Raw genomic sequence first — 23,274 nt, forward strand, 5'->3', positions numbered from 1 at the left:
TCGACAAATGGAACGAGCACTCGTTGAGGAGCTCTTGAGCCTCGGACTGTCGCGCGCTGAAGCGGCCGTTTATGTCGCGGTTCTCACGCTCGGGTCACCGACGGTGTCGCAGGCGAGTACGGCTGCAGGGATCACCCGCACGAACGGCTACGAGATTGTTGAGCGGCTGATGCATCGTGGGCTGCTCAGTGCAGCGACCGAACCAGCGCGCGACGGTGCGAAGCGAGGTCGGCCGGGTGCAGTGGTGCGAGCCAATGGGCCAGAGGTGCTGCGGGCGCGATGGGAGATGGAAGGGCGCATCATCGACGACCTGATCCCTCGTCTCAGCGCGATCGCACACTCACAGTCGTTGACGCCCCGCGTCCGCCTGCTCGAGGGTGCCGCCGGCATTCGAACGGCGCTGTTCGAGACGCTGGCGTGGGTGGGACCGCTCCGAGGGATTTTCTCGATGCAGGATCTCTTCGACGTGCCGGGCGCGGCGCAGATGGAGCACTACGTCGCGGGGCGGCGCGAGAGAGGGCTGTGGTTGAACGTGGTGCGCTCGCGTGAGCGAGACTTCGAGCAGGTGTGGCCGTCTGACGACGATGATCTCCGCAGGACGCGTTATGCGCCTGAGGGGATGGTGTTCACCATGACAACCATCATTGGCCCGAACTCTGTCTGTGTGATCTCATCGCGGAACGAGAACTTCGCGATGGTCATCGACAGTGCCGAGTACGCCGCAACGCAGTCTGCGTTGTGGGATGTGCTGTGGCAGTCGGCGCAGGACGATCGCGGCGCGGCGTTGTAGCCAGCGCCTCGCCGTTGAGCGGCGCGGCCGACACAAAGCCGACGTCAGGCGACCCGCCCGCTGACACGCGCGCGACCGATGTCGGGAATCTCCACCGTGATCAGCGAGGGGACGCCGATGTGGGATCCCTGGTGGACCTGCACGAGAGCCGCATGCGCGCCGAGCCAACGCAGATGCGCGCCGAGGCTCGCCGCAGCGGATCCGGTCGCAGGGTCTTCATTGATGCCACCGCGCGGGAACGGGTTGCGGCTGACGAAAGTGTTGCGGTCTTCGCGCCACACAATGGGGACGGTGCTGTCCCGGCCCTCGCGATTCTGCAGTCCCAGGAGTGCGTCGGCGTCGTGATCGACCCGGTCGAGCGCGTCGCGATTTCCGCTCGCGCCCCGGGATGCTTTCGGGGTGGAATTAATCATCTGAATTTCGATGAAGCCACAGGAAGATCCCGACATGCACGACGAACGCGTCCGCATCGAACTGTCGCACGGCGAGGAGAATGCCCGCCGCATGCGCCATGGCGAACTTTACAACTCGACCGATCCGGCGCTGGTGGCGGAGCAGCTCGAGGCGCTCGAGCGCCTCCACGACTACAACCACTCGCGGCCGTCGGAAGATGCGCGGCGCAAGGAACTGCTCACCGAGATGTTCGAGTCCGGTGGCGAGACGGCGTACATCGAACCGCCGTTCCACGCGAACTGGGCGGGAAAGTTCGTCACGCTCGGTGCGGGCTTCTACGCGAACTTCAACATGACACTGGTCGACGATGCGCCGATCCACATCGGCGCCGACGTGATGTTCGGCCCGAACGTGACGATCACGACGGCGGGGCATCCCGTGCTCCGGAGCTGTGCCCAACGACGCAGTACAGCAAGCCTGTGTCGATCGGCGACAACGTGTGGGTTGGCGCCAATGTGACGATCCTGCCGGGCGTGACGATCGGGTCGGGCAGTGTGATCGGTGCGGGCAGCGTCGTCACCCGCGACGTGCCCGCGAACGTCGTCGCGCTCGGCACCGCGTGCCGCGTGGTGCGCGAGATCGGCGACCACGACCGCGAGTTCTACCGGCGCGACGAGCCGATCGATCCGGAACTGTTCGCCTGATTGGATGCCGCGTCGCGCTCGGTGAGCCAGGCGACGACCGTCTGCTGCGCGGCGTTCAGGAGCGTCGCCTGGTGTTCGAGCAGCAGCGCCGCTGCCGCGTCGCCGAGGCGGATTTCGTCACTCGGTGAGAGGAGACCGACGAGGTCGAGCAAGGCTTCGGCGATCGGTCGCCGTCGCTCGCAGCGCGTCGAGTGAGCGCCTGAACGTCCGGGGACGGGCCCGATGATGACGGCGGGAACGGCGGTGGATGGCGCGTTGATCCCCAAGGGTGCGGCGTTCCTCACCGGGAAGCGCGAGAGCGTGGACTGCGCGGCATCCGACATCTGATCGTTCGTCCGCTCCGAACACATCCGTGAAGGGACGGTCATGACCACTCCACACAGCGGTAAGCGTTTCATCGCATGGGCGGCGCTCTCGGGCGTGGTCGCCGGTGCCGTCTTCCTCGCGGTCGCAGAGCTGGCGGCGTTGCTGTTCGCGCGCACGGCGAGCCCGATCCTCGCCGTCGGCGCCTTCGTCATCGACATCGTCCCGAGGCCGCTCAAAGAGCTCGCGATCACGACCTTCGGCGAGTACGACAAGATTGCCCTGCTCGCAGGTCTCGGGCTCGCGGTGTTCATCGCGTCTGCGATCGCCGGCATCTTGCAGTACGTGCGTCCGCATCTCGGAGCGATCGGCATCGTCCTGGCGGGCGTCCTGTCAGGCGCCGCGATCGTCACCCGGGCCGAGGCCACGCTGCTCGCCTACCTTCCCCCGATCTTCGGCACCGCAGGGGGTGTCGCGATGCTGGTGATCCTGAGCCGTCGCCTCCGCGCGTGGCGGGCAGAGACGCTCGGCTCCGCCGTTCCCGAGAACCCGGCGGACCGTCCCGGTTACGACCGCCGGCGCTTCCTCATCGGGACGAGTGTCGCGGGTGTCTCGGCGGTGGTCGTGGGCATCGCAGGGCGCACCATCAGCGCCGTGACGTCGTCGGCCGAGGCGATCCGCAAGGCCGTGAAGCTGCCCTCCCCGCGAACGACGGTGACCATTCCGTCCGGCGCCGAGTTCGACATCCGCGGCATCAGCCCGCTGATCACCCCGAACAAGGACTTCTACCGCGTCGACACCGCACTCACCATCCCGACAGTCGACCCCGAGAGCTGGAGCCTGGTCATCGACGGGATGGTCGATCAGCGCGTCGAGCTGACGTTCCAGGACCTGCTCGCCATGGGCCTCGACGAGTACGCGGTGACCCTCACCTGCGTCTCGAACGAGGTCGGTGGCGGGCTGGTCGGCAACGCGATCTGGCAGGGCGTGCCACTGCGAGACGTGCTGAAGATGGCGGGTCCGAGCACGGACGCCGACATGGTGCTCTCGCGCAGTGTCGACGGCTACACCGCGAGCACGCCGCTGTCGGCCCTCACCGATGACGGCATCGACGCGATCCTCGCGGTCGCGATGAACGGCGAGCCGCTTCCGCCCGAGCACGGGTTCCCGGTGCGCATGGTCGTCCCGGGGCTCTATGGGTACGTCTCGGCGACGAAGTGGGTCACTGAGCTCAAGGTCACGACGTTCGCCGAAGATGAGGCCTACTGGACGCCTCGCGGCTACAGCGCCGAGGCACCGATCAAGTTCGCCTCGCGGCTGGACACGCCGAAGTCCGGAACGCCGGTGGAGGCCGGCAAGGTTCCTCTCGCCGGTGTCGCGTGGGCGCAGACGGTGGGCATCGAACGCGTGGAAGTGAGCGTCGACGATGGCGAGTGGATGCCGGCGAAGCTGTCGAACCCGATCAACGAGGACACCTGGGTGCAGTGGATGTTGGAATGGGATGCCACGCCCGGCACGCACTACGTGGCGGTGCGGGCGACCAACAAGAACGGCGACCTCCAGATCGAGGAGCGCGCGCCGATCGCTCCCGACGGCTCGTCCGGCTGGCAGCGCTCGCTCATCACGGTCTCCTGACCCGGTGGCCGCGGTTAGGGTGAGCACGTGACCCTCAGTGCGCACGTGATCACGGTCTCGGACCGCTCTGCCGCGGGCGAGCGCGAAGACCGCGGCGGCCCGCTCGCCGTCCGTTTGCTCGGCGAAGCGGGCATCCGTGTCGAGGGCAGTGAGATCGTCCCCGACGGCGCCGACTCGGTGGCGAACGCGATCGGCCGCGCCGTGGCTGCGGGCGCGCGGCTCATCGTCACGACCGGCGGCACGGGGGTGGGCCCGCGGGACCGGACGCCGGAAGGGACCGAGCGCGTGGTGACCCGGAGTATCCCGGGCATCGCCGAGGAGCTCCGTCGCGTCGGCGTCGCGGACACGCCGCTGTCGGTCCTGTCTCGGGGGATCGCGGGCGTGATCGAACCCGAGGGCGCGCTCGTCGTGAACCTGCCGGGGTCGACCGGAGGCGTGGCATCCGGCATCCCGGTGATCGTGTCGGTCGCCGCACACGTGATCGATCAGCTGAAGGGCGGGGACCACTCGTGAACACCGTACGCATCGCCCGGATCACGGCGGAGCCGCTCGACCTCGACGAACACTTGCGGGCCGTCGAGGGCCCGGCATCCGGTGCCGTGACGACGTTCATCGGCAGGGTGCGCGACAACGACCCCGATGCGACGACCGCGGTCATCGGCCTGGAGTACAGCGCCCACCCCGACGCGGAGCAGACGCTCGCGCGCATCGCGGCCGAGGCGGGCAGCAGCGAGGGCGTCGTCGTGGCGGTCAGCCACCGCGTGGGTCACCTCGACGTCGGCGACGCGGCGGTCGTCATCGCCGTCGCGTCGGAGCATCGCGCCGAAGCGTTCGAGGTGTGTCGTGCCGTCATCGAGACGATCAAGACCGATCTCCCGGTGTGGAAGCGTCAGCTCGAGGCCGACGGCACCACGGCGTGGAAGGGGATCGGCGGCTGAGGCTCAGCCGCCCGCGAAGGGCGGCAGCACGTCGATCAGCCGTGCGTCCTCGAGCTGCGTGTCGCCGTCCGTGCGCACGCCGTCGACGAGGACGGCGCAGTCGGGGAGCACGAACCACAGCTTGGGGTGCTCGGCGAGGATCGCGGTGCGCAGTTCGGCGAGCGTCGCCTCACCCCGCTCCTCTGCCTCGGTCTCGGCGGCCTCGGCCGCGGCTGCGAAGTAGCGCACGGTGGTCATGACTGGCCCTCTTCACCGGGCCGGACCCAGTCGCCGGAGCGGCCACCCGACTTCGCGACGATCCGCACGTTCTCGATCACGACCGACTTGTCGATGCCTTTGACCATGTCGACGACGGCGAGTGCCGTGACCGAGACGGCGGTCAGCGCTTCCATCTCGACGCCGGTGCGGTCGGCCGTGCCGACGGTCGCCTCGATCTCCACGCCGTGATCGACGATGTCGAGTTCCACCGAGGCACGGTGCACCCCGATGACGTGCGCGAGGGGGAGCAGGGTTGCCGTCGATTTCGCCGCTTGGATGCCGGCGATGCGAGCGACCGCCAGCACATCGCCCTTCGGGGTCGTACCGTCTCGCAGGGCCGCGACGACGTCGGCGCCGCAGCGGACGAAGCCTCGCGCGGTCGCGGTGCGCACCGTCGGCGTCTTCGCCGTGACGTCGACCATGTGGGCGCGACCAGCCGAATCGAGATGGGTGAAGCTCATCCGACCAGCATGACATCTACCGCGTCGCCCGCGGCCACTTCGGCGACCTCCGCAGGGACGATCGCGAACGCCGACGCGCGCGCGAGTCCGCCGGCCAGGTGTGACCCCGACCCGCCGGCGGTCGCGGGGCGCACGGTCCGCGCGGCCAGGTCGACGATCGCCGGCAGGTACTGCCGTCGGCCGGGCGGGGTCTTCCACGATTCCGCCGCAGCGAGCGTCAGGTGCGGGCGGTGGATGTCCGACCTGCCCTGCATCGCGAGCAGCGCGGGGCGCACGAACACCTCGAACGAGACGGCGACGCTGACGGGGTTCCCGGGGAGGCCGAAGACGAGGCATCCGTCACCGACGACCCCGAAGGCCTGGGGCTTGCCGGGTTGCATCGAGACGCGGGCGAACTCGACCTCGCCCTGGCCGTCGAAGGCGGCGCGCACGGGCTCGTAGGCGCCTGCGCTCACGCCGCCGGTGAAGACGATGACGTCGGCGCCGGCTTCGCGGGCCGCGGCAGTCGCCTGCGCCACCGCGTCGGCGTGGTCTGAGACGCGCGTCGTCGAGATCACGACGGCGTCGGCGTCGGTGACGAGTTGCTCGAGGAGTGGACCGTTCGAGTCAGGGATGAGTCCGCGCCGCACGGGCTCACCGGGCACGAGCAGCTCGCTACCGGTCGAGACGATCGCGACGCGGGGCGCTCGGGCGACCATGACCTCGGTGACGCCCGCAGCGACCGCGGCCGCGATCTGGAACGCGCCCATCCGCTCCCCGGCGTGGACGACGACGTCACCGGCGCGAAGGTCGGCCCCGCGTCGGCGGATGAACGCACCTGCGGCGGGCGCTTCGAGGACCTGCACGGTGTCGAGCGAGTCCGCGAGCCCACCAGCCGTGCTCTCGAAGGGCACGATCGCGTCGGCATCCGTCGGCGTCGGCGAGCCGGTCATGATCCGGGCGGCCTCGCCCGCAGCGACCGGCGGATCGATCGACGTCCCGGCGGGCAGGTCGGCGACAACGCGCAGTGAAACTGGATTCGTCGATGACGCCGATGCGACGTCGGCGGCCCGGACGGCGAACCCGTCCATCGCGGAGTTGTCGAAGAGTGGGATGTCGTGTGCGGCGGTCGCGGATGCCGCCAGGGTGCGGCCGGCGGCGTCGCCGACGGAGACGACTTCACTGCTGCCGACCTGCACAGCGGCCAGCACACGGGAGAGCTGCTCCTCGACGGTCTTCATCGCGCAACCGCCTTCGCGGACCGGAGGGCGAGCTCGTGCTGCCGCCCGGTGAGGGCGTCGACCACCAGGAGACGCCCGAGGAGCGGCTGCCCCGCGCCGGTCACGAGTTTGACGACCTCGGTGGCGAGCATGCCGCCGACCTGGACGCACAGCGCCCCCAAGACGCCGACCTGCGCGCAGGTCGGCGGGTCGCCCTCCGTCCCGATGGCAAACAGGTCGTTGAGCACGACGGGCGCGCCCTCGGGTGGCTTGGACCAGAACACGGTGATCTGCGCGTGCCACTCCCTGACGGCGCCCCAGACGAGGGGGATGCCGAGGGTCTCGGTGGCGGCGGCGACCGCGCGACGTGTCGCGAACGAGTCGCTCGTGTCGATGACGATGTCGGCGCCGGCGAGCAGTTCGAGGGCGTTGGTGTCGTCGAGACGCGCGGTGGCCGCGGTGACCGTGGTGTGCGGGGAGAGCGCGGCGATGGCGCGGACGGCGCTCTCGGTTTTCAGTGCACCGATGTCTTCGATGCGGTGCGCGATCTGCCGCTGCAGGTTGTGGAGCTCGACCGTGTCGTCGTCGATCACCGTGATCGTGCCGATGCCCGCGGCGGCCATCGCGAGCAATGCGGGGGAGCCGATCCCGCCGGCGCCGACGACGGCGACGTGGGCGGCTGCGAGCCGTCGCTGACCCTCGTCACCGATGGCGCGGAGCACGGTGTGCCGTGCCGTGCGCGTGCGCTCGTCGGGATCCAACTCGGGCACGGGATCGACCAGCGGACGCATGCCCTGAGCGTATAACGGTGGCGTGCCGCGAGGGCCGGGCGTAGCGGTGCTGTCGATCCGCAGGTGCGGACGAAAGGCTCGCAATGCAACCGCATGTGCGGCATCATCGAATGGTGAAGACCTACCGTGTGGCGCGAGCCGCCCGCCTGTTGGGCGTGAGCGACGATTCGGTGCGGCGCTGGATCGATCAGGGGCTGCTCCCGGTGACGGATGCGGTGCCCGCCGAGATCCCTGGGGACGCGCTCGCCGCATTCGCGCTCGAGATGGCGAAGACCCCCGGTGAACCGGGCGAGCATCGGACGAGTGCGCGGAACACTTTCGTCGGCATCGTCACCCGGGTGCAGATCGACGGCGTGATGGCGCAGGTCGACATCCAGTCGGGGCCGCATCGGGTGGTGTCGCTCATGTCCGCTGAAGCCGCGCGTGAGCTGGAGCTCGAGGTCGGCGCGCTCGCGACGGCGTCTGTCAAGGCGACGAACGTCGTCGTCGAAGTCAACGGGGACTGACGTGACCCGTCCGCTGCGCTGTACCGCCCTGATCGGCACCGCTCTGCTGTTCCTCACCGGGTGCACGTCGTCGCCCGCGCCGGCGGAGAGCGGCGACACCGCGCTCACCGGCTCGTTGTCGGTCTACGCTGCGGCATCGCTGACCGCGTCGTTCGACGAGCTCGCCGAGGCATTCACCGCGCAGCATCCCGACGTCCAGGTCAGCCCGGTCTACGACGGTTCGTCGACGCTCGCGACGCAGATCCTCGAGGGCGCGCCGGCCGACGTCTTCGCCTCCGCCGACCAGGCGAACATGATGAAGGCGGCGGAGGCGACCGGTGACCCCGCCGTGTTCGCCACGAACACGCTGGTGATCGCCGTTCCCGCCGGCAACCCTGCGGGTGTCGCTTCGCTGGAAGATCTCGCCGACGTCGTGACGGTGCTCTGCGCACCGGAGGTGCCGTGTGGCGCGGCATCCGCTTCGCTCCTCGACGCCGCGGGCGTGACGGTCGATGCTGCGAGCCTCGAGCAGAACGTGACCGCGGTGCTGACGAAGGTCGCTGCGGGTGAGGCCGATGCGGGCCTCGTGTACGTCACCGATGTCGCCGGGCGCGATGACGTTGAGTCGATCGTGCCCGAGGGTGCTGATGAGGTCGTGAACCGCTACGAGATCGCGGAGGTGACGGATGCCGCGAACCCCGAGGCCGCGACCGCGTTCGTCGACTTCGTGCTGTCGCCCGAAGGCCAGGCGATCCTCGAGGGCTACGGGTTCGGAGCGCCGTGAGCGCCCGAGGCTACGCCCCGCGCGCGCTCGCGTTCCCCGCGCTGGTCGGCCTCGCGTTCCTGATCCTGCCGCTCGTCGCGCTGATCGCGCGGGTGGACTGGTCGACGTTCGTCGCCGATGTGACGTCGCCCGCTGCGTTGTCGGCGCTCGGGCTCTCGCTCGGCACCGGGCTTGCTGCGACGGCCGCCTGCATCGTCATCGGTGTGCCGTTGGCGCTGCTCATCGCCCGGTCGGGGCCGCGGGTGGCCGCCCTGCTGCGTGCTGCCGTGACCGTGCCGCTCGTGCTGCCGCCGATGGTGGGCGGCATCGCGCTGCTCTATCTCTTCGGGCGGTCCGGGTGGCTGGGCGGGTGGGGCCTGTCGTTCACGACCCCGGCCGTCGTGCTGGCGCAGACGTTCGTCGCGCTGCCGTTCCTCGTGCTGGCCGTCGAGGGCGCGGTGCGTGCGACCGGCGTGGACTACGAGCGGACCGCCGCGGCGCTGGGCGCGGGACGGTGGACGATCCTCTGGCGCATCACGCTGCCGCTCGCCGTGCCCGGCATCGTCGCGGGGATCGTGCTGTGCTTCGCCCGCGCGATCGGCGAGTTCGGGGCGACTGCGCTGTTCGCGGGCAACCGTCCCGGTGTGACGCAGACCATGCCGCTCGCGATCTACACGGCGTTCAACGGCGCCGGCGTGACGCAGGGCACAGCGGTCGCGCTTGCGCTGCTGCTGCTGGCAGCGGCGATCGTCGTGCTCCTGCTCGTGCGGGGCTGGCGGCCGGGAGCGGCGCGATGAGTGTGCGGGCGCACGTCGTCGTCGAGCGGCCGGGCTTCCGCGTCGACGTGACGCTCGATGCGGCCGAGGGCGAGACGGTCGCGGTCATGGGGCCGAGCGGCGCCGGCAAGTCGACGCTGCTCGAGGCGCTGGCGGGGCTCGTTCCCCTACAGGGTGGCGAGATCGTCGTCGGGGGTCGTGTCGTCGAGCGCGTGGCCGCGCCGCGGGTCCGCACCGCGCCCATGCATCGGGGGGTGGTCCTGCTGGGGCAGGACCCGAGGCTGTTCCCGCATCTGACCGCGCGTGAGAACGTGGCGTTCGGTCCTCGAGCGGCGGGCACGCCGGCCGGTGTCGCTCGTGCCGACGCCGATGCATTGCTCGAACGCGTGGGGCTCGCAGGTATGGGCGAGCGGATGCCGCGGGAGCTCTCGGGCGGCCAGCAGCAACGTGTCGCGATCGCGCGGGCGCTGTCGGCATCGCCGAGCGTCGTGCTGCTCGATGAGCCACTCGTCGCGCTCGATCCGGTGACGGCGTCGTCGATCCGGGGGATGCTGCGCGACCAGCTCGTCGGCACCACCACGGTCGCCGTGACCCACGATGCGACCGATGCGGTGGCGCTCGCCGAGCGGCTGTTCGTCGTGGAGGCCGGAGTTGTGGCGCAGTCCGGCGCTGTCCGCGAGGTGCTGCGGCGCCCGGCATCCGCGTTCGTCGCGTCGATCGCAGACGTGAACCGGTTGCCGGGTGTCGCCGCGCAGGGCGGATGGACCGCTGGGGGAGCGGTGTTGACGAGCGCGGATGCCGCGTCGCAGGCGCTCGCCGCTGCGAGCGGCGCGCCGCTGGCGGCGGTGTTCCGGCCGGGCGATGCGCGGGTCGTGGCGCGGCCCGGGGCGAACGTGTGGCGCGTCGAAGTCGTGCGTGCGGAGCCGACGCTTTCGGGCGTGCGGGTGCAGACGACGCTGGGCGCCGTGGACATCGCCGATGGCGCCTTCGGTCCGGGCGCTGAACTGTGGCTGCACGTCGATCCTTCGAGGGTGCGGTTCGTGCCGATCGACGGCTGACTTCAGGCCCTCGCCGGGCCACGGGCGATTAGTCTCAAGAGATGAGACGGGTGTGGGGAGCGACGCGGTGACGGCCGTCCCCGTGACGATCGGTCGGTCGCCGCAGGCGCCGGTCGATGCGGCGCCTGCTGACCTCTCGGCAGGTCTCGTCGACACGCACGGTCGGGTGCACCGGGACATGCGGATCTCGCTCACCGATCGGTGTTCACTGCGCTGCACGTATTGCATGCCCGAGCAGGGCAATGAGTGGTTGGCGCGCACCAGCATCCTCACGACCGACGAGATCGTCGAGGTGGCTGAGACAGCCGCCGCGCTCGGCATTCGCACGTTCCGGCTCACCGGAGGCGAACCGTTGCTGCGCACCGACATCGTCGACGTGGTGCGACGCGTGGCCGCGATCTCGGGGCCGGATGGGCCGGTCGAGGTCGCGATGACGACGAACGGCATCCGTCTGGGGGAGGTGCTGCCTGATCTCATCGCCGCGGGCCTGACGCGGCTGAACATCAGCATCGACACGATCGACCGAGAGAAGTTCGCGAAGCTGACGCGGCGCGATCGGCTGGATGACGTGCTCGAAGGGATCGCTGCGGCGGCAGCGTCGGAGTTGACGCCGTTGAAGCTGAACGCCGTCGCGATGCGCGGTGTGAACGACGATGAGCTCGTCGAGCTGGTGGCGTTCGCGATCGAGGTCGGGGCGCAGCTGCGGTTCATCGAGCAGATGCCGCTCGACTCCGGTCACACCTGGGATCGCGACGCGATGGTGACCCGCGAAGACATCTTGGCCGTGCTGTCGGAGCGGTGGGCGCTCGAGCCGGTGCCCGGTCGTGGGGGAGCGCCGGCCGAGAAGTGGCGGATCGATGGCGGGCCGCACGAGGTGGGTGTGATCGCCTCGGTGACGGCGCCGTTCTGCGGTGCGTGCGACCGGCTGCGGCTGACGGCTGACGGGCAGTTCCGCAACTGCCTCTTCTCGCTCACCGAGTACGACGTGACGACCGCGTTGCGCTCGATGCCGACGGATGCCACCCCCTCCGAGCGGAGCGCGGTCATCGCCGGCATCTTGCAGTCGTGCGTGCACGGCAAGCTGCCCGGCCACGCGATCAATGACCCATCGTTCCTCCAGCCCGCTCGCGGCATGAACGCCATCGGCGGCTGACGGCTAGGCCGAAGCGGTCGGACGAAGCTCGTCTTCCTCACGCAGGCGCGGCTCGACGCGCCGCTCGGGATGGAACCCGGACTTGTCGGAGTAGAACGCACGGATGGCGTTCATGTCCGCGCTGACGTCGCCGGTGAGTGTGAGCGTCGGCCCCAGCCCGGCGGTCATGGTGGTGCGGTCCACGTACCCGAGCGTGACGGGGAGGCCGGCATCGCGCGCGATGCGGTAGAAGCCCGACTTCCAGTGGCTGACGCCACCGCGGGTGCCTTCGGGTGTCACGACGAGGCCGAAGACGTCGCCGTCGTGGATGCGACGGACGAGATCGTCGACGAGTCCGGCAGGGTTCGCTCTGTCGACCGGGATGCCGCCGAGGGCGCGCATGATCGGTCCCCGCCAGCCGCGGAAGAGGCTCTCCTTACCCAGCCAGCGGAACCGCATCTTCAAGCGCCACGCGATGGCCAGCATGAGCACAAAGTCCCAGTTGGAGGTGTGCGGCGCACCCAGGACCACGGTGGGCCGGTCCGGCGCGGATTCGGTCGAGAGCGTCCATTTGCTGAACGTCCAGTAGACCGTGGCGATGAGTCGGAGCATTCGGCAACCGTAGCGCTCTCGGACCCTCCACGGTTCGCAGTGGTGCCGGGTGAGGTCTCAGGTTCACGCGGTACCTTCGAAGTGATAGGCGAACTTCTCATTCGTCTCGCCCCGGCTGTGTGGTAACAGTCGGGGCTTCTTCTTTTCCACTTGGTCTGCGGAGATCCATCCCCGCGGGGATGGATCTTGATGAGTAGATCTGGTGTTTCAGAGCCGAGTCGCAACTGGCACGCAGCCGAGTTGTCGTCGAGGTCTTCGAGCGTTCAGAAGATGTGCGCTTCGACAGTGGCGAACAGTGCCGCCCTGCGCCGATGCAGTTCTCGGTAGATGGTCGCGCGCGAGACGTTGAACAGCGCGGCGATCTCGGTCTGGGAGTACTCGCCGCGATCCTGGACCTCGAACATCAGCTTGCGCTGCGTCATCGACAGCTTCGGTTGCTTGCCTTTTAGGTGGCCCTTCGCGCGGGCGACGGCCATCCCCTCCTTGGTGCGCATGCTAATGAGGTCGCGTTCGAATTCGGCGACCATGGCGAGCACGTTGAACAGCAGCCGCCCGACCGGGTCGGTGGGGTCGTACCTGCTGCCGCCGAGGCTGAGCGCGACGCCCTTGGTCGTCAGCTCGTCCGCGATGTCCCGGGCATCTCTCACCGACCGCGCGAGCCGATCGAGCTTGGTCACGACGAGGGTGTCACCCTGTCGGACGGCGGCGAGAGCTTCGCGGAGTCCGGGTCGCGCCCGGGAGGTGCCGGTTAGCCCGTGGTCAACGTAGATGTTCGAATCGAGGACGCCGAGTCGCAGCAGCGCGTCGCGCTGGGAGGTGAGGTCCTGGTCGGCGGTGGAGACTCTGGCGTAGCCAATCTGTATTCCATTCATGTTGCCGAGCGTGCCACCAGGAGCCTGCGCTCGGTCACGTGACCGCTCATGCGTCAGGTGGCAAAGTAGTTCATGTGACGCGACAGTCGAGCTTTTCGAGTCGAACCGGGACAGTCCTGGCGAACGTCGCACTGCTCGCGCTCGTGACCGGATGCGCGTCGGCCCAGCCGACTGAAGTGCGTGGACCGCAGCCGATCGTCTGATGGTCGAACGGTGGCGATGTGCAGGTCGTCTTGATCGGCACGTGTCCCGGAGATCCGGTCGCAACGGTCGAAGAGGATGACGAGACCGTAACCATTGCCGTCACCTCCACGCTGCGGTCGCCCGGCGACGCGTGCCTGGACAGCCTTGAGATCCCGCTGGACCAACCCCTCGGCGATCGCGATGTGATCGACGGCGCCACCGGCGAAGCGCCTCCAGGCATCGAGGGCTGACGCGGCGACCATACTGACCTTCCAGCCCTCACCATCTCGGAGATAGGCGGCGGTTCGTCCGGGATCGCGTGATTCCCAACTCCGAACGGCCTCTTCTGTACGGAAGCCCCGTCACCGATGAGGATCCCTGCAACAGACACCCGCGGAATGTCCCGATGACTCCCGCCCGCACCCTCCTGAGCGCAACCCGTTCCTGCCGCCCCAGCATGACCGGACGGTCGCGGCGCGCTAGCCCCTCCGGGGCCGACTGGCGTCGCTTTGCAGGTTGCGCGTCACTCCCTCGAACCGGTCTAGCTCCGCTTACCAGGAACGGGTTCACACATCAGGAGGGGTCATGAGCATCACCGTCTACACCAAGCCGAACTGCATGCAGTGCCAAATGACCTATCGCGCCCTCGACAGCGCGAACCTCGAATACGAGGTGGTCGACATCACCGAGGTGCCCGCCGCCCTCGAATACGTCACCGAGGAACTCGGCTACCGGCAAGCCCCCGTCGTCGTCGTCACCGACGAAGATCACTGGAGCGGGTTTCGTCCCGACCACATCAACCGCATCGCAAAGCGAGCAATATTGCCGTCTGATGCATCATGAAAGAGAGCAAGGTCGAGCCCACGCCGCAGCGAGAAGTGGGTACTTGTGGCGTTGCTGAAAGAGGTTGGCCCCGAGATCGGGAACCTCGGCAGGGCATTTGCATCAATGTCTGGTCTGATGCATCACAGCGGAGCGACAGACGGTGCGATGGAGGTCGCACCGTAGGCGGCCGAAGCGAATCCCTGCGACGGTCACACCGATCTGCACCGCCGACAGGAACGTGTTGGGGTTGCGTGCCAGCGCGGCGGTGCGCTCACCACGCCGGCCGCGCGCGGCGATCGCGTTGACCTGGCTCTCGCGGAGGGTGACCAGCGCCATCTCGGTGCGTGCGAAGACGCCGCCGATGAGCACGAAGGCGATGACCAGCGCGATGTTCAGGATGAGGTCGCCGTTCATCGAACGTCAAGCCCTTCGTCAGCGCACGCCCGCCGAATCGGCCGGGCGCCGGGTCTGTCGGGGTCGGGGGGAGGGATCAGCGCGGTGCAGGATGCTCACGAGAGTTCCGTCTGTGTGTCATCGGCTGAGACCTGCTCGGCTGGGCGGCGGTCGCCGCGGGTCTTGATGAGGCTGGCGATGGTCGCCACCGCGATCGTCCCGGCGATGAAGAGTAGCGAGAGCCAGATCGGGATCTCGGGGATCACCGTGATCGGCTCGCCGCCGTTGATGAACGGCAACTCGTTCTTGTGCAGGGCGTGGATGAGCAGCTTCACGCCGATGAAGGCCAGGATGACAGCGAGCCCCTGCGCGAGGTAGACCAGCCGCTCCAGCAGGCCGCCGATCAAGAAGAACAGCTGGCGTAAGCCCATGAGCGCGAACGCGTTGGCGGTGAAGACGATGTACGCCTCTTCGGTCAGCCCGTAGATCGCCGGGATCGAGTCGACCGCGAAGATGAGGTCGACGAAGCCGATCGCGATGATGGTGAGCAGCATCGGCGTGGCCCAGCGGCGCCCCTGCTGCACGATCGTGAGGCGGTCGCCGTGGTACTCGTCGGTCACGCGCATATGGCGGCGCACGAAGCGCATGAACCTGCCGTCGGCGGGGTTGGAGTCGCCGTGTGTGAAAGCCTGCCGGTAGGCGAGGACGAGCAGCAGTGCGCCGAATCCGTAGAACACCCACGAAAAGTTCTCGATGAGCGTCGCGCCGACGGCGATGAAGATGCCGCGGAGGATCAGTGCGATCACGATGCCGATCATCAGCACCTTCTGCTGATAGATCTTCGGCACGGCAAAGCTTGTCATCACGATGAGGAAGACGAACAGGTTGTCGATCGACAGCGCCTTCTCGGTCAGATACCCGGCGAAGTACTCACCGCCGTACGTCCAGCCTGACACCATTCCAATGCCGACGCCGAACAGCAGCGCGAGACCGATGTAGAAGGCCGACCAGCGGGCGGATTCGCCTATGGTCGGCTCGTGGGGCTTGCGCACGTGCGTGTAGAACTCGTAGACGAAGAACGCGATCGTGACTGCGATCGTGATGGTCCAGACGAGCGGGGTGATGTTCACAGCGGGGTCCTAACAGTGGCGTGAGCGGATCAGCGCCAAGGTCTTCTCCATCCTCGTGATCGAGGACCGGTGGCCCGGGATGCGGCGTGCATCCGTAATGACCAGCCGACTGTGGCGGAGCACTCCGCTTGGACTTCCAAGTATGCATGTCCTCGCCGTGTTTCCTGAACAGGTCGTGGTGGGCTTGCACGATGACGCCTTGGTGGGGAAGCCTTTCTCACGAATCACGCCCACGTCCTGCTGTGTGTGGCGGCCAATCCGCAGATTCTGTTGCGAGATGTGGCGACCCTGGTGGGGGTGACCGAACGGGCGGCGCAGCGCATCGTCAGCGAGCTCGAGCAGGAGGGGTACCTGACCCGGGAGCGGGTCGGACGGCGCAACACCTACCGGCTGAACCCGGACCGGCCGTTGCGGCACCCGCTGGACAGGGACCATCACATCGGTGAACTCCTGGCCATCTTTTCGGCATCTGACGCAGCCGAGCACGCACCCACCGCGGCCTGATCTCAGCCGCCGCAGATCCTGGATGGCATGCCGGTAGGCGCAGCCCTGGGAGGATGGGAGCTATGGCGGAGTGGACGTTCTTGACCCATCACGCGCACGTGTTGCTCGCGATCGCGGCTAACCATGACGCCACTGTGCGCGATATCGCCGCGGAGGTCGGGATCTCCACGCGTTCGGCGCTCACGATCCTCAACGATCTCGAGGACGCCGGATACCTGGAGCGGGAGAAGCGCGGTCGGCGCAACCACTATGTGTTGTACCAGGACCGTCCGTTGCGGCATCCTGCGAACGCCGCGCATACCGTGGGCGACCTCATCCGCGCGTTACTGGACATCCACTAAGACACGCGCGTTACCGCTCGGCTCAGCGGATGCCGGGGCGCGGTCAGTGCACGAGTGCTTTGAGAGCGATCAGCGCGAGTCCCATGCCTGCCGTCGCGGCGGCGGTGACCACCTTCACCAGGGCGGGGTCGTTGCGTTGCCGGGCCGCCCACCATCCCAATATGGCGAGGGTGACGACGCCTCCCCACAAGGAGATGTCTACGGCGGCATCCATCGATAGTCCGAGGAGCGCGGCCGCGGTCAGGCAGGCGACCGGGACGATGAGTGCCCACAGGAGTCCGGCGGAGCGTTGCAGGCCTTCGCGGACCGCTTCTCGCCAGCTCATTGCGCGGTTGCCGACGATCTCGGCGTAGACGTGTGCACCCCAGAACACCAGGACGGTGCCGATGGTGCGCGCGATCAGGACCGGCAGTCCCGGGTTGTAGAGAGAGAACGCGGAGATCAGCCCAGCGGTCAGAACGGTGCCGTAAACGGCCTCCGCGTTCATGGCCCTCGACACCCACGGGTATCGCCGCAACCCGGCATCGACGTCGAACCCCGAACCCTTCACCCGCCACCACCACTTCGCCGTGCCGCTCGACGAGCAGCCCGAAGACAGCGTAGTCCCGCCAGAACACCGCGAAAGCGCCCCCAGCCTCGCCCATCTTTTGACCGTGGTTCCGGGAACTTCTCGCGAGCCGACTTGACGTGAAGCATACTTCTCCTGTTTGGTGGGGCAAGAAGGGGAGTAATCCTCGCTCCGCATCGTCAATACGTTCCCGCCTCGGGATCCGGTGCGCAGGGCCGTCAGGCCGATGAGACCTTCACGAGTATTCGTGGAGGTCTTTGATATGTCAGTGCCGTTGTGGGCGTGGTTCGCCGTCCTGGGCGTGATCCTGGTGATGCTCGCCGTCGATCTGGTCGCACACCGCAAGGTCGACGCTCCGCGCAACCGACCAATACTGCACCCCTCAGTATTGACTCTCCGCCAGTCCCCTGAGCCTGTCCACCCCCCTCGGTAAACTGGACCCTGACCACGACGGAAGGCAGACATGAGCGGCTCATGGCGAACCAACGACACCGTCGCCTACGACAAGATGCAGGAGCGGCACACCATGCTCACGCACCTGCTGGTCAACACCGCGCGCTCCACCACTGACCCGGACAACGCCGCCAGCATCCGTGCCGAGATGATCCGCTGGAAGGACGACACCCTCGCCGTCGACGGGTACGACCGGCAGGCGATCGACACCCATGCCGCTCGCATCGAATCGCGCATCCAGGAACTGTCTGCACAGGCGATCTGATGCTCGGCGACCCCCTCGCTCCCGCTGAGCTCCAGCGCATCTTCGACGAGGACATCCGGCCCTACTACTTCCCGGACAACCTGGCACCCGACGCCGAACCCACCATCGTCCTCGTCGGTGGGCAACCCGGCGCAGGTAAATCGCAAGCGACCTCCCGCATCGCCCGCGACTACCCCGGCATCGTCCCCCTCTCAGGCGACAACCTCCGCGCCTTCCACCCCGAATACGCGCAGCTTGTCCGCGATCGGCCCTTCGACGCCGGCCCGATCCTCGCCCAAGCCACCGCCGTGTGGGTCAAGAACGCGATTGACTACGCACGAGAGCATCGCCACTCCCTCCAACTCGAGGGCACCTTCCACACCCCCTCGCTCACCCTGGCGACCGCCCGCAACTTCCGTGACACCGGATTCCGCACCGAGATCGTCGCCCTCGCCACCGCACGCCGCGACAGCCTCACGTTGCAGTCTGCGCTGCGCAACAATGAGCGGGGGATCATCGCGACGACCGTGCACAAGTTCGCCGGCGCCGGCGCCCTCACCGACCGGGACAACATCGTGCTCCTCGTCGACGAGGCGCACCGCACGCAGGAAGGCTCCCTCGGTGAGTCGATGCGGGCCGCGCTCCCGAACGCGCACCGGTACGGGTTTACTGGCACGCCGGTCGCTGACCTTGACCGGAACACGTATCAGCTGTTCGGTGACGAACGTGACCCTGGGTGGGCGCTTGGGACGTACGACTCGGACAGGTCCATCGCCGACGGCACGACCGTCCCAATGCGGGTGATCCCGCGTCCGGTGCGGTTCGACATCGCGAAGGCTGAGCTGGACGCCGCCTTCGATGCCCTCGCGGATGAGGAGGAGTTGACGGAGACGCAGAAGGAGTCGTACGCCCGCCGGGTTGCGACAGCCCGTGCGATCTTCCACAACCCGGAACGGATCGCCGCGGTCTCCGCGGACATCGTCGACCACTTCTACAAGTCGATCGACCCGCTCGGGATGAAGGCGCAGATCGTCGTCGCCGATCAGGAGCTCTGCATCGAGTACGACGCTGCCCTCCGTGGCGCCCTCGAAGGTGCCGGTCGCTCGGATGAGGTGGCGGTCGTGATCTCTGCGACTGGCAAGAGCGAGTACGAGCCGTACAAGCTCACCGACGCTGAGGAGGAAGCGCTCCTGGACCGGTTCCGGGACGTGAACGACCCGCTGAAGTTCCTCATCGTCACCGCAAAGCTCGGCACCGGATTCAACGCGCCCATCGAGGGTGTCCTGTACCTCGACAAGCCGATGAAACTGCACACGCTGTTCCAGACGATCACGCGCACCAACCGGCCGTGGCGGCACCCGGATACGGGGTTCGTGAAGGCCTACGGAACCATCGTCGACTACGTCGGCCTCGGTGACGGGTTTGCGCGCGCGATAGCGCCGAGCAACCCGCAGCACGCGCAACGCCAGATCGATACAGAAGCGCTGCTGGTCACCCTTGGCGGAGCGATGAAGGAGATGCGGCGCCGGTTCGTCGGTGTGCAGCGTGACGGGTCGATGGACTCGTTGCAGGCCGCGCTGGAACGTGTACCTGCTGATACGGAGGATCGCGCCGAGTTCCGCGCCGAGTTCGCTCTGGCGCAGGGGCTGTGGGAGACGATCGCACCCGACGCAGCGCTCGAAGACTGGACAGACGACTACCGCTGGTACGCGCAGGTGTACGCGGCGATCCCGGCAGCATCTGATGACGATGACCTGCTCTGGGAGCGGCTTGGTCCGAAGACGCGTGAGCTTGTCCACGCGCACATGCGGAACGTGCGGGTGAGCGACCGGAATGTTGCCATCGTGATCGCCGATGCGGACACCATCCGGGTCATGTCGGAGCGTGGCCAGATTCCCGAAGTGCCCACCGAGTATGCGGGCAAGTCCGCACAGGAGATCCTCGACTCGCTGGCTGCGCGCATCCGCAGGCGACTGGAAGGTGGGGGAGGTGACGCGCTGCGCTACTCATCGATCGCGGAGCGTCTCGATCAGCTCCGACAGCGGGTCATCGCGACGGCTGAGGACTCCATCGACTTCCTCACCGCGATCTTCGGGGTTGCCACCGACCTGAAAGCCACCGAGGCCGAAGACGACGGCATGGTCCTCGATGACCTTCCCGACCCGAAGATCGGAATGCTGACTCGCATCTTCGAGGAGCACCGGCCGGAAGGGATGACCGTCTTGGTGTCACAGGTCGTTGCCGAAGTCGATGCGCTCGTCCGCCAGGCCGTGCACCCGAACTGGGCATCGAAGGACGCGTCGAAGAAGAGCATCCGTCGGCAACTCCGGCAGCTGTTCCAGAAGTACAAGCTGCCTGTGTCCGGCGAGCCGCTCGACTCTGCCTGGGCGTACATCCTCAAGCACTACTGACGCGTACGTCTGACCTCCGTCTGACGCGGCATCGCGGCGTCCGGGGCGGCGCCCGTAAGGGGATCCCCTTACGGGCATGCGATCTGGGCGGACGCCTGTGACCGAGTGTTCAGTGCGCGCTGTATAGTTCAGTCCATGCTGACTATTGCTTCGCGTCTCGACGTGATGAACCGCCTGGGTCGTGCACTGGCCGACCCCACTCGATCCCGGATCATCTTGACCCTGCTCGACCATCCCGCTTACCCGGCGGAACTGGCCCGAGATCTGGACCTGACACGCCCGAACGTGTCCAACCACCTGGCATGCCTGCGCGATTGCGGGATCGTCGTCTCCGAGCCCGAGGGTCGTCGGACCCGATATGAGATCGCCGATTCGCACCTGGCGCAGGCGCTGACGGCACTGGTCGATGCCACCCTGGCAGTGGACGAAGACGCCCCGTGCATCGATCCCGCCTGCTCGCTTCCCGGATGCGACGCAGCTGGGGAGGGCGCATGATCCTCACCTCGGTCTTGCAGGCGATGGGCCTGTTCGCAGCGACCAACATCGACGACATCATCGTGCTCTCCCTCTTCTTCGCGCGAGGGGCAGGCCAGCGCGGCACTACCGCCCGCATTCTGGCCGGCCAGTACCTCGGATTCGCCGGCATCCTCGGTGCCGCGGTCCTGGTGACCATCGGTGCCGGAGCATTCCTGCCCTCGGCAGCCATCCCGTACTTCGGTCTCATCCCTCTGGGCCTCGGCCTCTGGGCCGCATGGCAGGCCTGGCGCGGAGACGATGATGACGATGACGACGAGGCCAAGGTTGCCGGCAAGAAGGTCGGCGTGTGGACAGTCGCAGGCGTCACCCTTGCCAACGGCGGCGACAACATCGGCGTCTACACCCCTGTCTTCCTCAGCGTGGAACCTCTCGCAGTAGTCGCCTACTGCATCGTCTTCCTCGCGCTCGTCGCGGTCCTGGTGGCCCTGGCAAAGTTCGTCGCCACCCGCCCCCCGATCGCCGAAGTGCTCGAACGCTGGGAGCACATCCTCTTCCCCATCGTTCTCATCGGCCTCGGCATCGTGATCCTCGTCAGCGGCGGAGCCTTCGGACTCTGACGTAGCGGCAGCGATCCAAACGGCCCCGACCGGGCGCACCCCTCTCGGTTCAGACCGCGACACCTACCTGCAGCCAGTCCTGCGTGATCGCGGCAACAAGACCGCCACGGAGCGCTGCAAAAACCCCGCCACCAAGCGAACGAAGCCACAGTGAGGCGCGTGATTCTGCCTGAGTCATCAACGAGCGCGCACGCTCGATGGCGTCCCACAAAGCGATCCTTATCCGGGCACTGAACGCTAAGGGAGCCCGACCGCGCCGGTTGGTATCCGAAGAGTGACGTGCAGGAAGGTCAGTTCTCCTCGGGTTGTAGCAGCTCCAGATGTCAGTCGAGGTTGAGTGGCTTCACTGGCGCTTCGTCCAGAATCGAGAAGTCCAAATCTACTAGCGCACGTCGAATCGACACGGAGTCGTTTCCGAACAGACTCCGCAGCTCGAGTAACACGTCAAGTTCGCTCTCGTTACCGCGGGCTGTGCCCTTTAGCCACAGCATCACGTTCGCGGTGTCGTCGTCGTCCCAGTCAATGAAACCGCGGTCCCGAAGCAACACGAGGAGCTGTCCGTAGTCGCCCGCATCGACGTTGGCAACCGACCTCTCGACTGCGATCGCATGGACTTCGAGTTCGCTTGGCCCGAAAGCGTGGCTGGGCCTGCTCTGACCGACCGCGACAGCGAGCACCTGCCTGGCAGCGGGCGGTAGTTTTGCAAGCTCATCGATGAAGCCACGCACTGCGGACAGCTCCTCATCGTGAAACTCGTCCTCCGGGGCGATCCCGAGCGCGTGGAGGCTTGTCGGATAGACGGGCTCGAGATCGGTCAGGTCACCGATCTCGGCCGACATCTGCGAAACGGCTTCGCGGAATTTCGCCTCGTGATTGGCCTTCATCTCACGTAGGGCTTCGACGGTAAACTCCGCCAGCCGCTTCGTGTCGTCTATCTCGACGTGGTGGTTCGGACACATCAACATGAGGTTGGTCACGGCACGGAGATCGTCGTCACTGAGCTTCGGGTTGTGCCGTGCGGCTGACAGGCCAACTCCTTCGATGTGCGCGATCTGCGCGACGTAACTGCCCTTCTTGTTGAGAAGCGGCTTTCTGCAGCCGGGGAAGGCGCACTGATTGCCCGAATAGAGAAAGAGTTCGCGGGTTATCTCAGACTTTGGGCGTTTGCGCTTCGGTCCCGTGCTGTCAGTCACCTTTCGAGTGTAGGGAGCGGGGAGCCATCACATGGTCATTAGCCCAGAGTCGGTTGAGCGCGGCCCAAACGGACGGCAGTCCGTTGCAGACCCATCGCAGGCGTCCGAGCCCTCAGGTAGTGACCTGCTCAGTGAATCGGCGCGCTAGAAACGTCGGGTGCTGCATATGCCAGTCGATGTTCATCGGCGCTGAACGATGTGAGTCGAGATGATATAGCGGAGTCAAGGAGTCTGTCAGTTCACGGAGTTCACGTCGGACCGACTCCAACGCTTCTAGGTCCGTCGCGATGCCTTCTCCGCTTCGAGTGCTGCTTCTTCGCCAATAGTCCGAAGGATCGATTTCGCGAAGATCTCTGCCGGTGGCTAGCATGCCGCCGATGTCAACGTCGGTGTACGAATGCGCAATGTCGTTGCGGTGCCCCGCTGCTGTCCGAAGGCGCGCGAGGATGGGCGCGATGCTGGTCCAGCGATGGGGCCACACGAGTTCCAGGAGTTCCAGCTTGTACGCCCAAGGTTTGCGCCGCAGAAGGACGATCCGAGCGAGGAAGGCCTGGCGCGCACCCTCGCTATCTGTCACCGGCCCACTGAGGTTGGCAGCGATGATCGTGACGATCTCATCTGGAGCGGCGCCATCGCTGGTGATCAACCCCATGAGCGCTGCAATCTGCACCTCGCGTGGTAGGCCGGCGAGATCGCTGAGTCCCTCGTATGCCCCAAAGCTCACGGCAGGAGCCTACGGCGCACGAGGCTGATCTGCACGGTCCG

At 67.3% G+C, this 23,274-nt stretch carries 31 protein-coding genes and 2 pseudogenes; 20 read left to right on the forward strand and 13 right to left on the reverse strand.

Going from position 1 to position 23,274, the window contains the following annotated elements; all coding sequences use genetic code 11:
• Positions 1-7: 7 nt before the first annotated feature.
• Positions 8-790 (forward strand): TrmB family transcriptional regulator, encoded by a 783-nt coding sequence (locus QNI14_RS10670; RefSeq protein ID WP_283716570.1) that lies wholly within the window; start codon positions 8-10, stop codon positions 788-790.
• Between the two features lie 44 nt (positions 791-834).
• Here QNI14_RS10670 and QNI14_RS10675 read toward each other — a convergent pair whose 3' ends face one another.
• Positions 835-1,239 (reverse strand): PhzF family phenazine biosynthesis protein, encoded by a 405-nt coding sequence (locus QNI14_RS10675; protein ID WP_283716571.1) that lies wholly within the window; start codon positions 1,237-1,239, stop codon positions 835-837.
• On the opposite strand from QNI14_RS10675, the gene QNI14_RS10680 reads away from it, so the two are divergent.
• Together QNI14_RS10680 and QNI14_RS10685 are read left to right on the forward strand one after the other, a co-directional pair.
• Entirely contained in the window at positions 1,238-1,702 is a 465-nt protein-coding gene (locus QNI14_RS10680) for a maltose acetyltransferase domain-containing protein (protein ID WP_283716572.1), read from the forward strand. The genes QNI14_RS10675 and QNI14_RS10680 overlap by 2 nt on opposite strands.
• Positions 1,699-1,887: an LbetaH domain-containing protein gene (locus QNI14_RS10685; protein WP_283716573.1), complete on the forward strand. Its 189-nt coding sequence runs from the start codon at positions 1,699-1,701 to the stop codon at positions 1,885-1,887. The genes QNI14_RS10680 and QNI14_RS10685 overlap by 4 nt, the downstream gene beginning before the upstream one ends.
• On the opposite strand, the gene QNI14_RS10690 is transcribed toward QNI14_RS10685, so the two are convergent.
• Positions 1,845-2,255 carry a hypothetical protein gene (locus QNI14_RS10690; RefSeq protein ID WP_283716574.1) on the reverse strand — a complete coding sequence of 137 codons (411 nt, stop codon included), beginning with the start codon at positions 2,253-2,255 and terminating at the stop codon, positions 1,845-1,847. The two genes, QNI14_RS10685 and QNI14_RS10690, sit on opposite strands and share 43 nt — an antisense overlap.
• Here QNI14_RS10690 and QNI14_RS10695 point away from each other — a divergent pair.
• From QNI14_RS10695 to QNI14_RS10705, 3 genes are read left to right on the forward strand one after another with little or no spacing between them, the layout of a single operon-like run.
• Positions 2,254-3,825: a molybdopterin-dependent oxidoreductase gene (locus QNI14_RS10695; protein ID WP_283716575.1), complete on the forward strand. Its 1,572-nt coding sequence runs from the start codon at positions 2,254-2,256 to the stop codon at positions 3,823-3,825. The genes QNI14_RS10690 and QNI14_RS10695 overlap by 2 nt on opposite strands.
• A 27-nt stretch (positions 3,826-3,852) precedes the next feature.
• Positions 3,853-4,338, forward strand: a complete 486-nt coding sequence (locus tag QNI14_RS10700; RefSeq protein ID WP_283716576.1) for a MogA/MoaB family molybdenum cofactor biosynthesis protein — start codon at positions 3,853-3,855, stop codon at positions 4,336-4,338.
• Positions 4,335-4,763, forward strand: coding sequence for a molybdenum cofactor biosynthesis protein MoaE (locus QNI14_RS10705; protein WP_283716577.1), 429 nt, complete (start codon positions 4,335-4,337; stop codon positions 4,761-4,763). Before QNI14_RS10700 ends, QNI14_RS10705 begins: the two co-directional genes overlap by 4 nt.
• A gap of 3 nt (positions 4,764-4,766) precedes the next feature.
• On the opposite strand, the gene QNI14_RS10710 is transcribed toward QNI14_RS10705, so the two are convergent.
• Genes QNI14_RS10710 through QNI14_RS10725 form a run of 4 tightly spaced genes read right to left on the reverse strand, consistent with a single transcriptional unit; the run spans position 4,767 to position 7,472 of the window.
• Positions 4,767-5,000 (reverse strand): MoaD/ThiS family protein, encoded by a 234-nt coding sequence (locus QNI14_RS10710; protein WP_283716578.1) that lies wholly within the window; start codon positions 4,998-5,000, stop codon positions 4,767-4,769.
• Positions 4,997-5,482 carry a cyclic pyranopterin monophosphate synthase MoaC gene (gene moaC / locus QNI14_RS10715; RefSeq protein WP_283716579.1) on the reverse strand — a complete coding sequence of 162 codons (486 nt, stop codon included), beginning with the start codon at positions 5,480-5,482 and terminating at the stop codon, positions 4,997-4,999. The genes QNI14_RS10710 and moaC overlap by 4 nt, the downstream gene beginning before the upstream one ends.
• A complete protein-coding gene (locus QNI14_RS10720; RefSeq protein ID WP_283716580.1) occupies positions 5,479-6,702 on the reverse strand; it encodes a molybdopterin molybdotransferase MoeA in 1,224 nt (407 codons plus the stop codon). Before QNI14_RS10720 ends, moaC begins: the two co-directional genes overlap by 4 nt.
• Positions 6,699-7,472: a HesA/MoeB/ThiF family protein gene (locus QNI14_RS10725; protein ID WP_283716581.1), complete on the reverse strand. Its 774-nt coding sequence runs from the start codon at positions 7,470-7,472 to the stop codon at positions 6,699-6,701. Before QNI14_RS10725 ends, QNI14_RS10720 begins: the two co-directional genes overlap by 4 nt.
• Positions 7,473-7,585: 113 nt before the next feature.
• Between QNI14_RS10725 and QNI14_RS10730 the strand changes: the two genes are divergently transcribed.
• The 5 genes from QNI14_RS10730 to moaA all read left to right on the forward strand — a co-directional run bounded on the left by QNI14_RS10730 (position 7,586) and on the right by moaA (position 11,707).
• A complete protein-coding gene (locus QNI14_RS10730) occupies positions 7,586-7,978 on the forward strand; it encodes a TOBE domain-containing protein (protein WP_283716582.1) in 393 nt (130 codons plus the stop codon).
• 1 nt (position 7,979) lies between these two features.
• Complete coding sequence (modA, locus tag QNI14_RS10735; RefSeq protein ID WP_283716583.1) at positions 7,980-8,741, forward strand: molybdate ABC transporter substrate-binding protein; 762 nt, start codon at positions 7,980-7,982, stop codon at positions 8,739-8,741.
• A complete protein-coding gene (gene modB, locus QNI14_RS10740; RefSeq protein WP_283716584.1) occupies positions 8,738-9,517 on the forward strand; it encodes a molybdate ABC transporter permease subunit in 780 nt (259 codons plus the stop codon). Before modA ends, modB begins: the two co-directional genes overlap by 4 nt.
• Positions 9,514-10,554, forward strand: coding sequence for an ABC transporter ATP-binding protein (locus tag QNI14_RS10745; RefSeq protein WP_283716585.1), 1,041 nt, complete (start codon positions 9,514-9,516; stop codon positions 10,552-10,554). The genes modB and QNI14_RS10745 overlap by 4 nt, the downstream gene beginning before the upstream one ends.
• A 67-nt stretch (positions 10,555-10,621) precedes the next feature.
• Entirely contained in the window at positions 10,622-11,707 is a 1,086-nt protein-coding gene (gene moaA / locus QNI14_RS10750; RefSeq protein WP_283716586.1) for a GTP 3',8-cyclase MoaA, read from the forward strand.
• A gap of 3 nt (positions 11,708-11,710) precedes the next feature.
• Here the strand turns inward: moaA and QNI14_RS10755 are convergent, their stop codons facing one another.
• Both QNI14_RS10755 and QNI14_RS10760 read right to left on the reverse strand, forming a co-directional pair.
• Positions 11,711-12,298: a 1-acyl-sn-glycerol-3-phosphate acyltransferase gene (locus QNI14_RS10755; RefSeq protein ID WP_283716587.1), complete on the reverse strand. Its 588-nt coding sequence runs from the start codon at positions 12,296-12,298 to the stop codon at positions 11,711-11,713.
• A gap of 263 nt (positions 12,299-12,561) precedes the next feature.
• On the reverse strand, positions 12,562-13,170 hold the full coding sequence (locus tag QNI14_RS10760) for a recombinase family protein (RefSeq protein WP_283716588.1): 609 nt from the start codon (positions 13,168-13,170) through the stop codon (positions 12,562-12,564).
• A 221-nt stretch (positions 13,171-13,391) separates the two neighbouring features.
• Between QNI14_RS10760 and QNI14_RS10765 the strand changes: the two genes are divergently transcribed.
• Positions 13,392-13,604, forward strand: coding sequence for a hypothetical protein (locus QNI14_RS10765; protein ID WP_283716589.1), 213 nt, complete (start codon positions 13,392-13,394; stop codon positions 13,602-13,604).
• A 334-nt stretch (positions 13,605-13,938) separates the two neighbouring features.
• On the forward strand, positions 13,939-14,196 hold the full coding sequence (gene nrdH / locus QNI14_RS10770; RefSeq protein ID WP_283716590.1) for a glutaredoxin-like protein NrdH: 258 nt from the start codon (positions 13,939-13,941) through the stop codon (positions 14,194-14,196).
• 125 nt (positions 14,197-14,321) lie between these two features.
• Here the strand turns inward: nrdH and QNI14_RS10775 are convergent.
• Both QNI14_RS10775 and QNI14_RS10780 read right to left on the reverse strand, forming a co-directional pair.
• Positions 14,322-14,592: pseudogene (locus QNI14_RS10775) on the reverse strand (CNNM domain-containing protein); the annotation flags it as partial.
• Between the two features lie 95 nt (positions 14,593-14,687).
• On the reverse strand, positions 14,688-15,701 hold the full coding sequence (locus QNI14_RS10780) for a TerC family protein (protein WP_283716591.1): 1,014 nt from the start codon (positions 15,699-15,701) through the stop codon (positions 14,688-14,690).
• 234 nt (positions 15,702-15,935) lie between these two features.
• Here QNI14_RS10780 and QNI14_RS10785 point away from each other — a divergent pair.
• Both QNI14_RS10785 and QNI14_RS10790 read left to right on the forward strand, forming a co-directional pair.
• Positions 15,936-16,205, forward strand: a pseudogene (locus QNI14_RS10785) (helix-turn-helix transcriptional regulator); the annotation flags it as partial.
• A 62-nt stretch (positions 16,206-16,267) separates the two neighbouring features.
• Positions 16,268-16,546, forward strand: coding sequence for a helix-turn-helix transcriptional regulator (locus QNI14_RS10790; RefSeq protein WP_147040076.1), 279 nt, complete (start codon positions 16,268-16,270; stop codon positions 16,544-16,546).
• 43 nt (positions 16,547-16,589) lie between these two features.
• Here QNI14_RS10790 and QNI14_RS10795 read toward each other — a convergent pair whose 3' ends face one another.
• Positions 16,590-17,033 (reverse strand): hypothetical protein, encoded by a 444-nt coding sequence (locus QNI14_RS10795; protein ID WP_147040074.1) that lies wholly within the window; start codon positions 17,031-17,033, stop codon positions 16,590-16,592.
• Between QNI14_RS10795 and QNI14_RS10800 the strand changes: the two genes are divergently transcribed.
• From QNI14_RS10800 to QNI14_RS10820, 5 genes are all read left to right on the forward strand, one after another.
• The gene (locus QNI14_RS10800) at positions 17,032-17,232 is read left to right on the forward strand and encodes a hypothetical protein (RefSeq protein ID WP_283716593.1); all 201 of its coding nucleotides are present in this window, start codon (positions 17,032-17,034) and stop codon (positions 17,230-17,232) included. The genes QNI14_RS10795 and QNI14_RS10800 overlap by 2 nt on opposite strands.
• Positions 17,233-17,577: 345 nt before the next feature.
• Positions 17,578-17,832, forward strand: a complete 255-nt coding sequence (locus QNI14_RS10805) for a hypothetical protein (protein ID WP_283716594.1) — start codon at positions 17,578-17,580, stop codon at positions 17,830-17,832.
• The gene (locus QNI14_RS10810) at positions 17,832-20,222 is read left to right on the forward strand and encodes a zeta toxin family protein (protein ID WP_283716595.1); all 2,391 of its coding nucleotides are present in this window, start codon (positions 17,832-17,834) and stop codon (positions 20,220-20,222) included. The genes QNI14_RS10805 and QNI14_RS10810 overlap by 1 nt, the downstream gene beginning before the upstream one ends.
• A 135-nt stretch (positions 20,223-20,357) precedes the next feature.
• Positions 20,358-20,717, forward strand: a complete 360-nt coding sequence (gene cmtR, locus QNI14_RS10815) for a Cd(II)/Pb(II)-sensing metalloregulatory transcriptional regulator CmtR (RefSeq protein ID WP_006590980.1) — start codon at positions 20,358-20,360, stop codon at positions 20,715-20,717.
• Positions 20,714-21,316 (forward strand): cadmium resistance transporter, encoded by a 603-nt coding sequence (locus tag QNI14_RS10820; protein ID WP_016997609.1) that lies wholly within the window; start codon positions 20,714-20,716, stop codon positions 21,314-21,316. The genes cmtR and QNI14_RS10820 overlap by 4 nt, the downstream gene beginning before the upstream one ends.
• Positions 21,317-21,639: 323 nt before the next feature.
• On the opposite strand, the gene QNI14_RS10825 is transcribed toward QNI14_RS10820, so the two are convergent.
• Together QNI14_RS10825 and QNI14_RS10830 are read right to left on the reverse strand one after the other, a co-directional pair.
• Positions 21,640-22,509 carry a hypothetical protein gene (locus tag QNI14_RS10825; RefSeq protein WP_283716596.1) on the reverse strand — a complete coding sequence of 290 codons (870 nt, stop codon included), beginning with the start codon at positions 22,507-22,509 and terminating at the stop codon, positions 21,640-21,642.
• Positions 22,510-22,621: 112 nt separating this feature from the next.
• Complete coding sequence (locus tag QNI14_RS10830) at positions 22,622-23,233, reverse strand: hypothetical protein (RefSeq protein WP_283716597.1); 612 nt, start codon at positions 23,231-23,233, stop codon at positions 22,622-22,624.
• Positions 23,234-23,274 lie beyond the last annotated feature (41 nt).

Origin of the sequence: Microbacterium dauci (assembly GCF_030065535.1) — a bacterium.
Lineage (GTDB): Bacteria > Actinomycetota > Actinomycetes > Actinomycetales > Microbacteriaceae > Microbacterium > Microbacterium dauci.

Coding starts and splice junctions, on each gene's coding strand:
- QNI14_RS10670 (WP_283716570.1), top strand. CDS start 8: ATGGAACGAGCACTCGTTGAGGAGCTCTTGAGCCTCGGACTGTCGCGC.
- QNI14_RS10680 (WP_283716572.1), top strand. CDS start 1,238: ATGCACGACGAACGCGTCCGCATCGAACTGTCGCACGGCGAGGAGAAT.
- QNI14_RS10675 (WP_283716571.1), bottom strand. CDS start 1,239: ATGTCGGGATCTTCCTGTGGCTTCATCGAAATTCAGATGATTAATTCC.
- QNI14_RS10695 (WP_283716575.1), top strand. CDS start 2,254: ATGACCACTCCACACAGCGGTAAGCGTTTCATCGCATGGGCGGCGCTC.
- QNI14_RS10690 (WP_283716574.1), bottom strand. CDS start 2,255: ATGACCGTCCCTTCACGGATGTGTTCGGAGCGGACGAACGATCAGATG.
- QNI14_RS10710 (WP_283716578.1), bottom strand. CDS start 5,000: ATGACCACCGTGCGCTACTTCGCAGCCGCGGCCGAGGCCGCCGAGACC.
- moaC (WP_283716579.1), bottom strand. CDS start 5,482: ATGAGCTTCACCCATCTCGATTCGGCTGGTCGCGCCCACATGGTCGAC.
- QNI14_RS10720 (WP_283716580.1), bottom strand. CDS start 6,702: ATGAAGACCGTCGAGGAGCAGCTCTCCCGTGTGCTGGCCGCTGTGCAG.
- QNI14_RS10725 (WP_283716581.1), bottom strand. CDS start 7,472: ATGCGTCCGCTGGTCGATCCCGTGCCCGAGTTGGATCCCGACGAGCGC.
- QNI14_RS10745 (WP_283716585.1), top strand. CDS start 9,514: ATGAGTGTGCGGGCGCACGTCGTCGTCGAGCGGCCGGGCTTCCGCGTC.
- QNI14_RS10755 (WP_283716587.1), bottom strand. CDS start 12,298: ATGCTCCGACTCATCGCCACGGTCTACTGGACGTTCAGCAAATGGACG.
- QNI14_RS10760 (WP_283716588.1), bottom strand. CDS start 13,170: ATGAATGGAATACAGATTGGCTACGCCAGAGTCTCCACCGCCGACCAG.
- nrdH (WP_283716590.1), top strand. CDS start 13,939: ATGAGCATCACCGTCTACACCAAGCCGAACTGCATGCAGTGCCAAATG.
- QNI14_RS10790 (WP_147040076.1), top strand. CDS start 16,268: ATGGCGGAGTGGACGTTCTTGACCCATCACGCGCACGTGTTGCTCGCG.
- QNI14_RS10800 (WP_283716593.1), top strand. CDS start 17,032: ATGGCCCTCGACACCCACGGGTATCGCCGCAACCCGGCATCGACGTCG.
- QNI14_RS10795 (WP_147040074.1), bottom strand. CDS start 17,033: ATGAACGCGGAGGCCGTTTACGGCACCGTTCTGACCGCTGGGCTGATC.
- QNI14_RS10805 (WP_283716594.1), top strand. CDS start 17,578: ATGAGCGGCTCATGGCGAACCAACGACACCGTCGCCTACGACAAGATG.
- QNI14_RS10810 (WP_283716595.1), top strand. CDS start 17,832: ATGCTCGGCGACCCCCTCGCTCCCGCTGAGCTCCAGCGCATCTTCGAC.
- cmtR (WP_006590980.1), top strand. CDS start 20,358: ATGCTGACTATTGCTTCGCGTCTCGACGTGATGAACCGCCTGGGTCGT.
- QNI14_RS10820 (WP_016997609.1), top strand. CDS start 20,714: ATGATCCTCACCTCGGTCTTGCAGGCGATGGGCCTGTTCGCAGCGACC.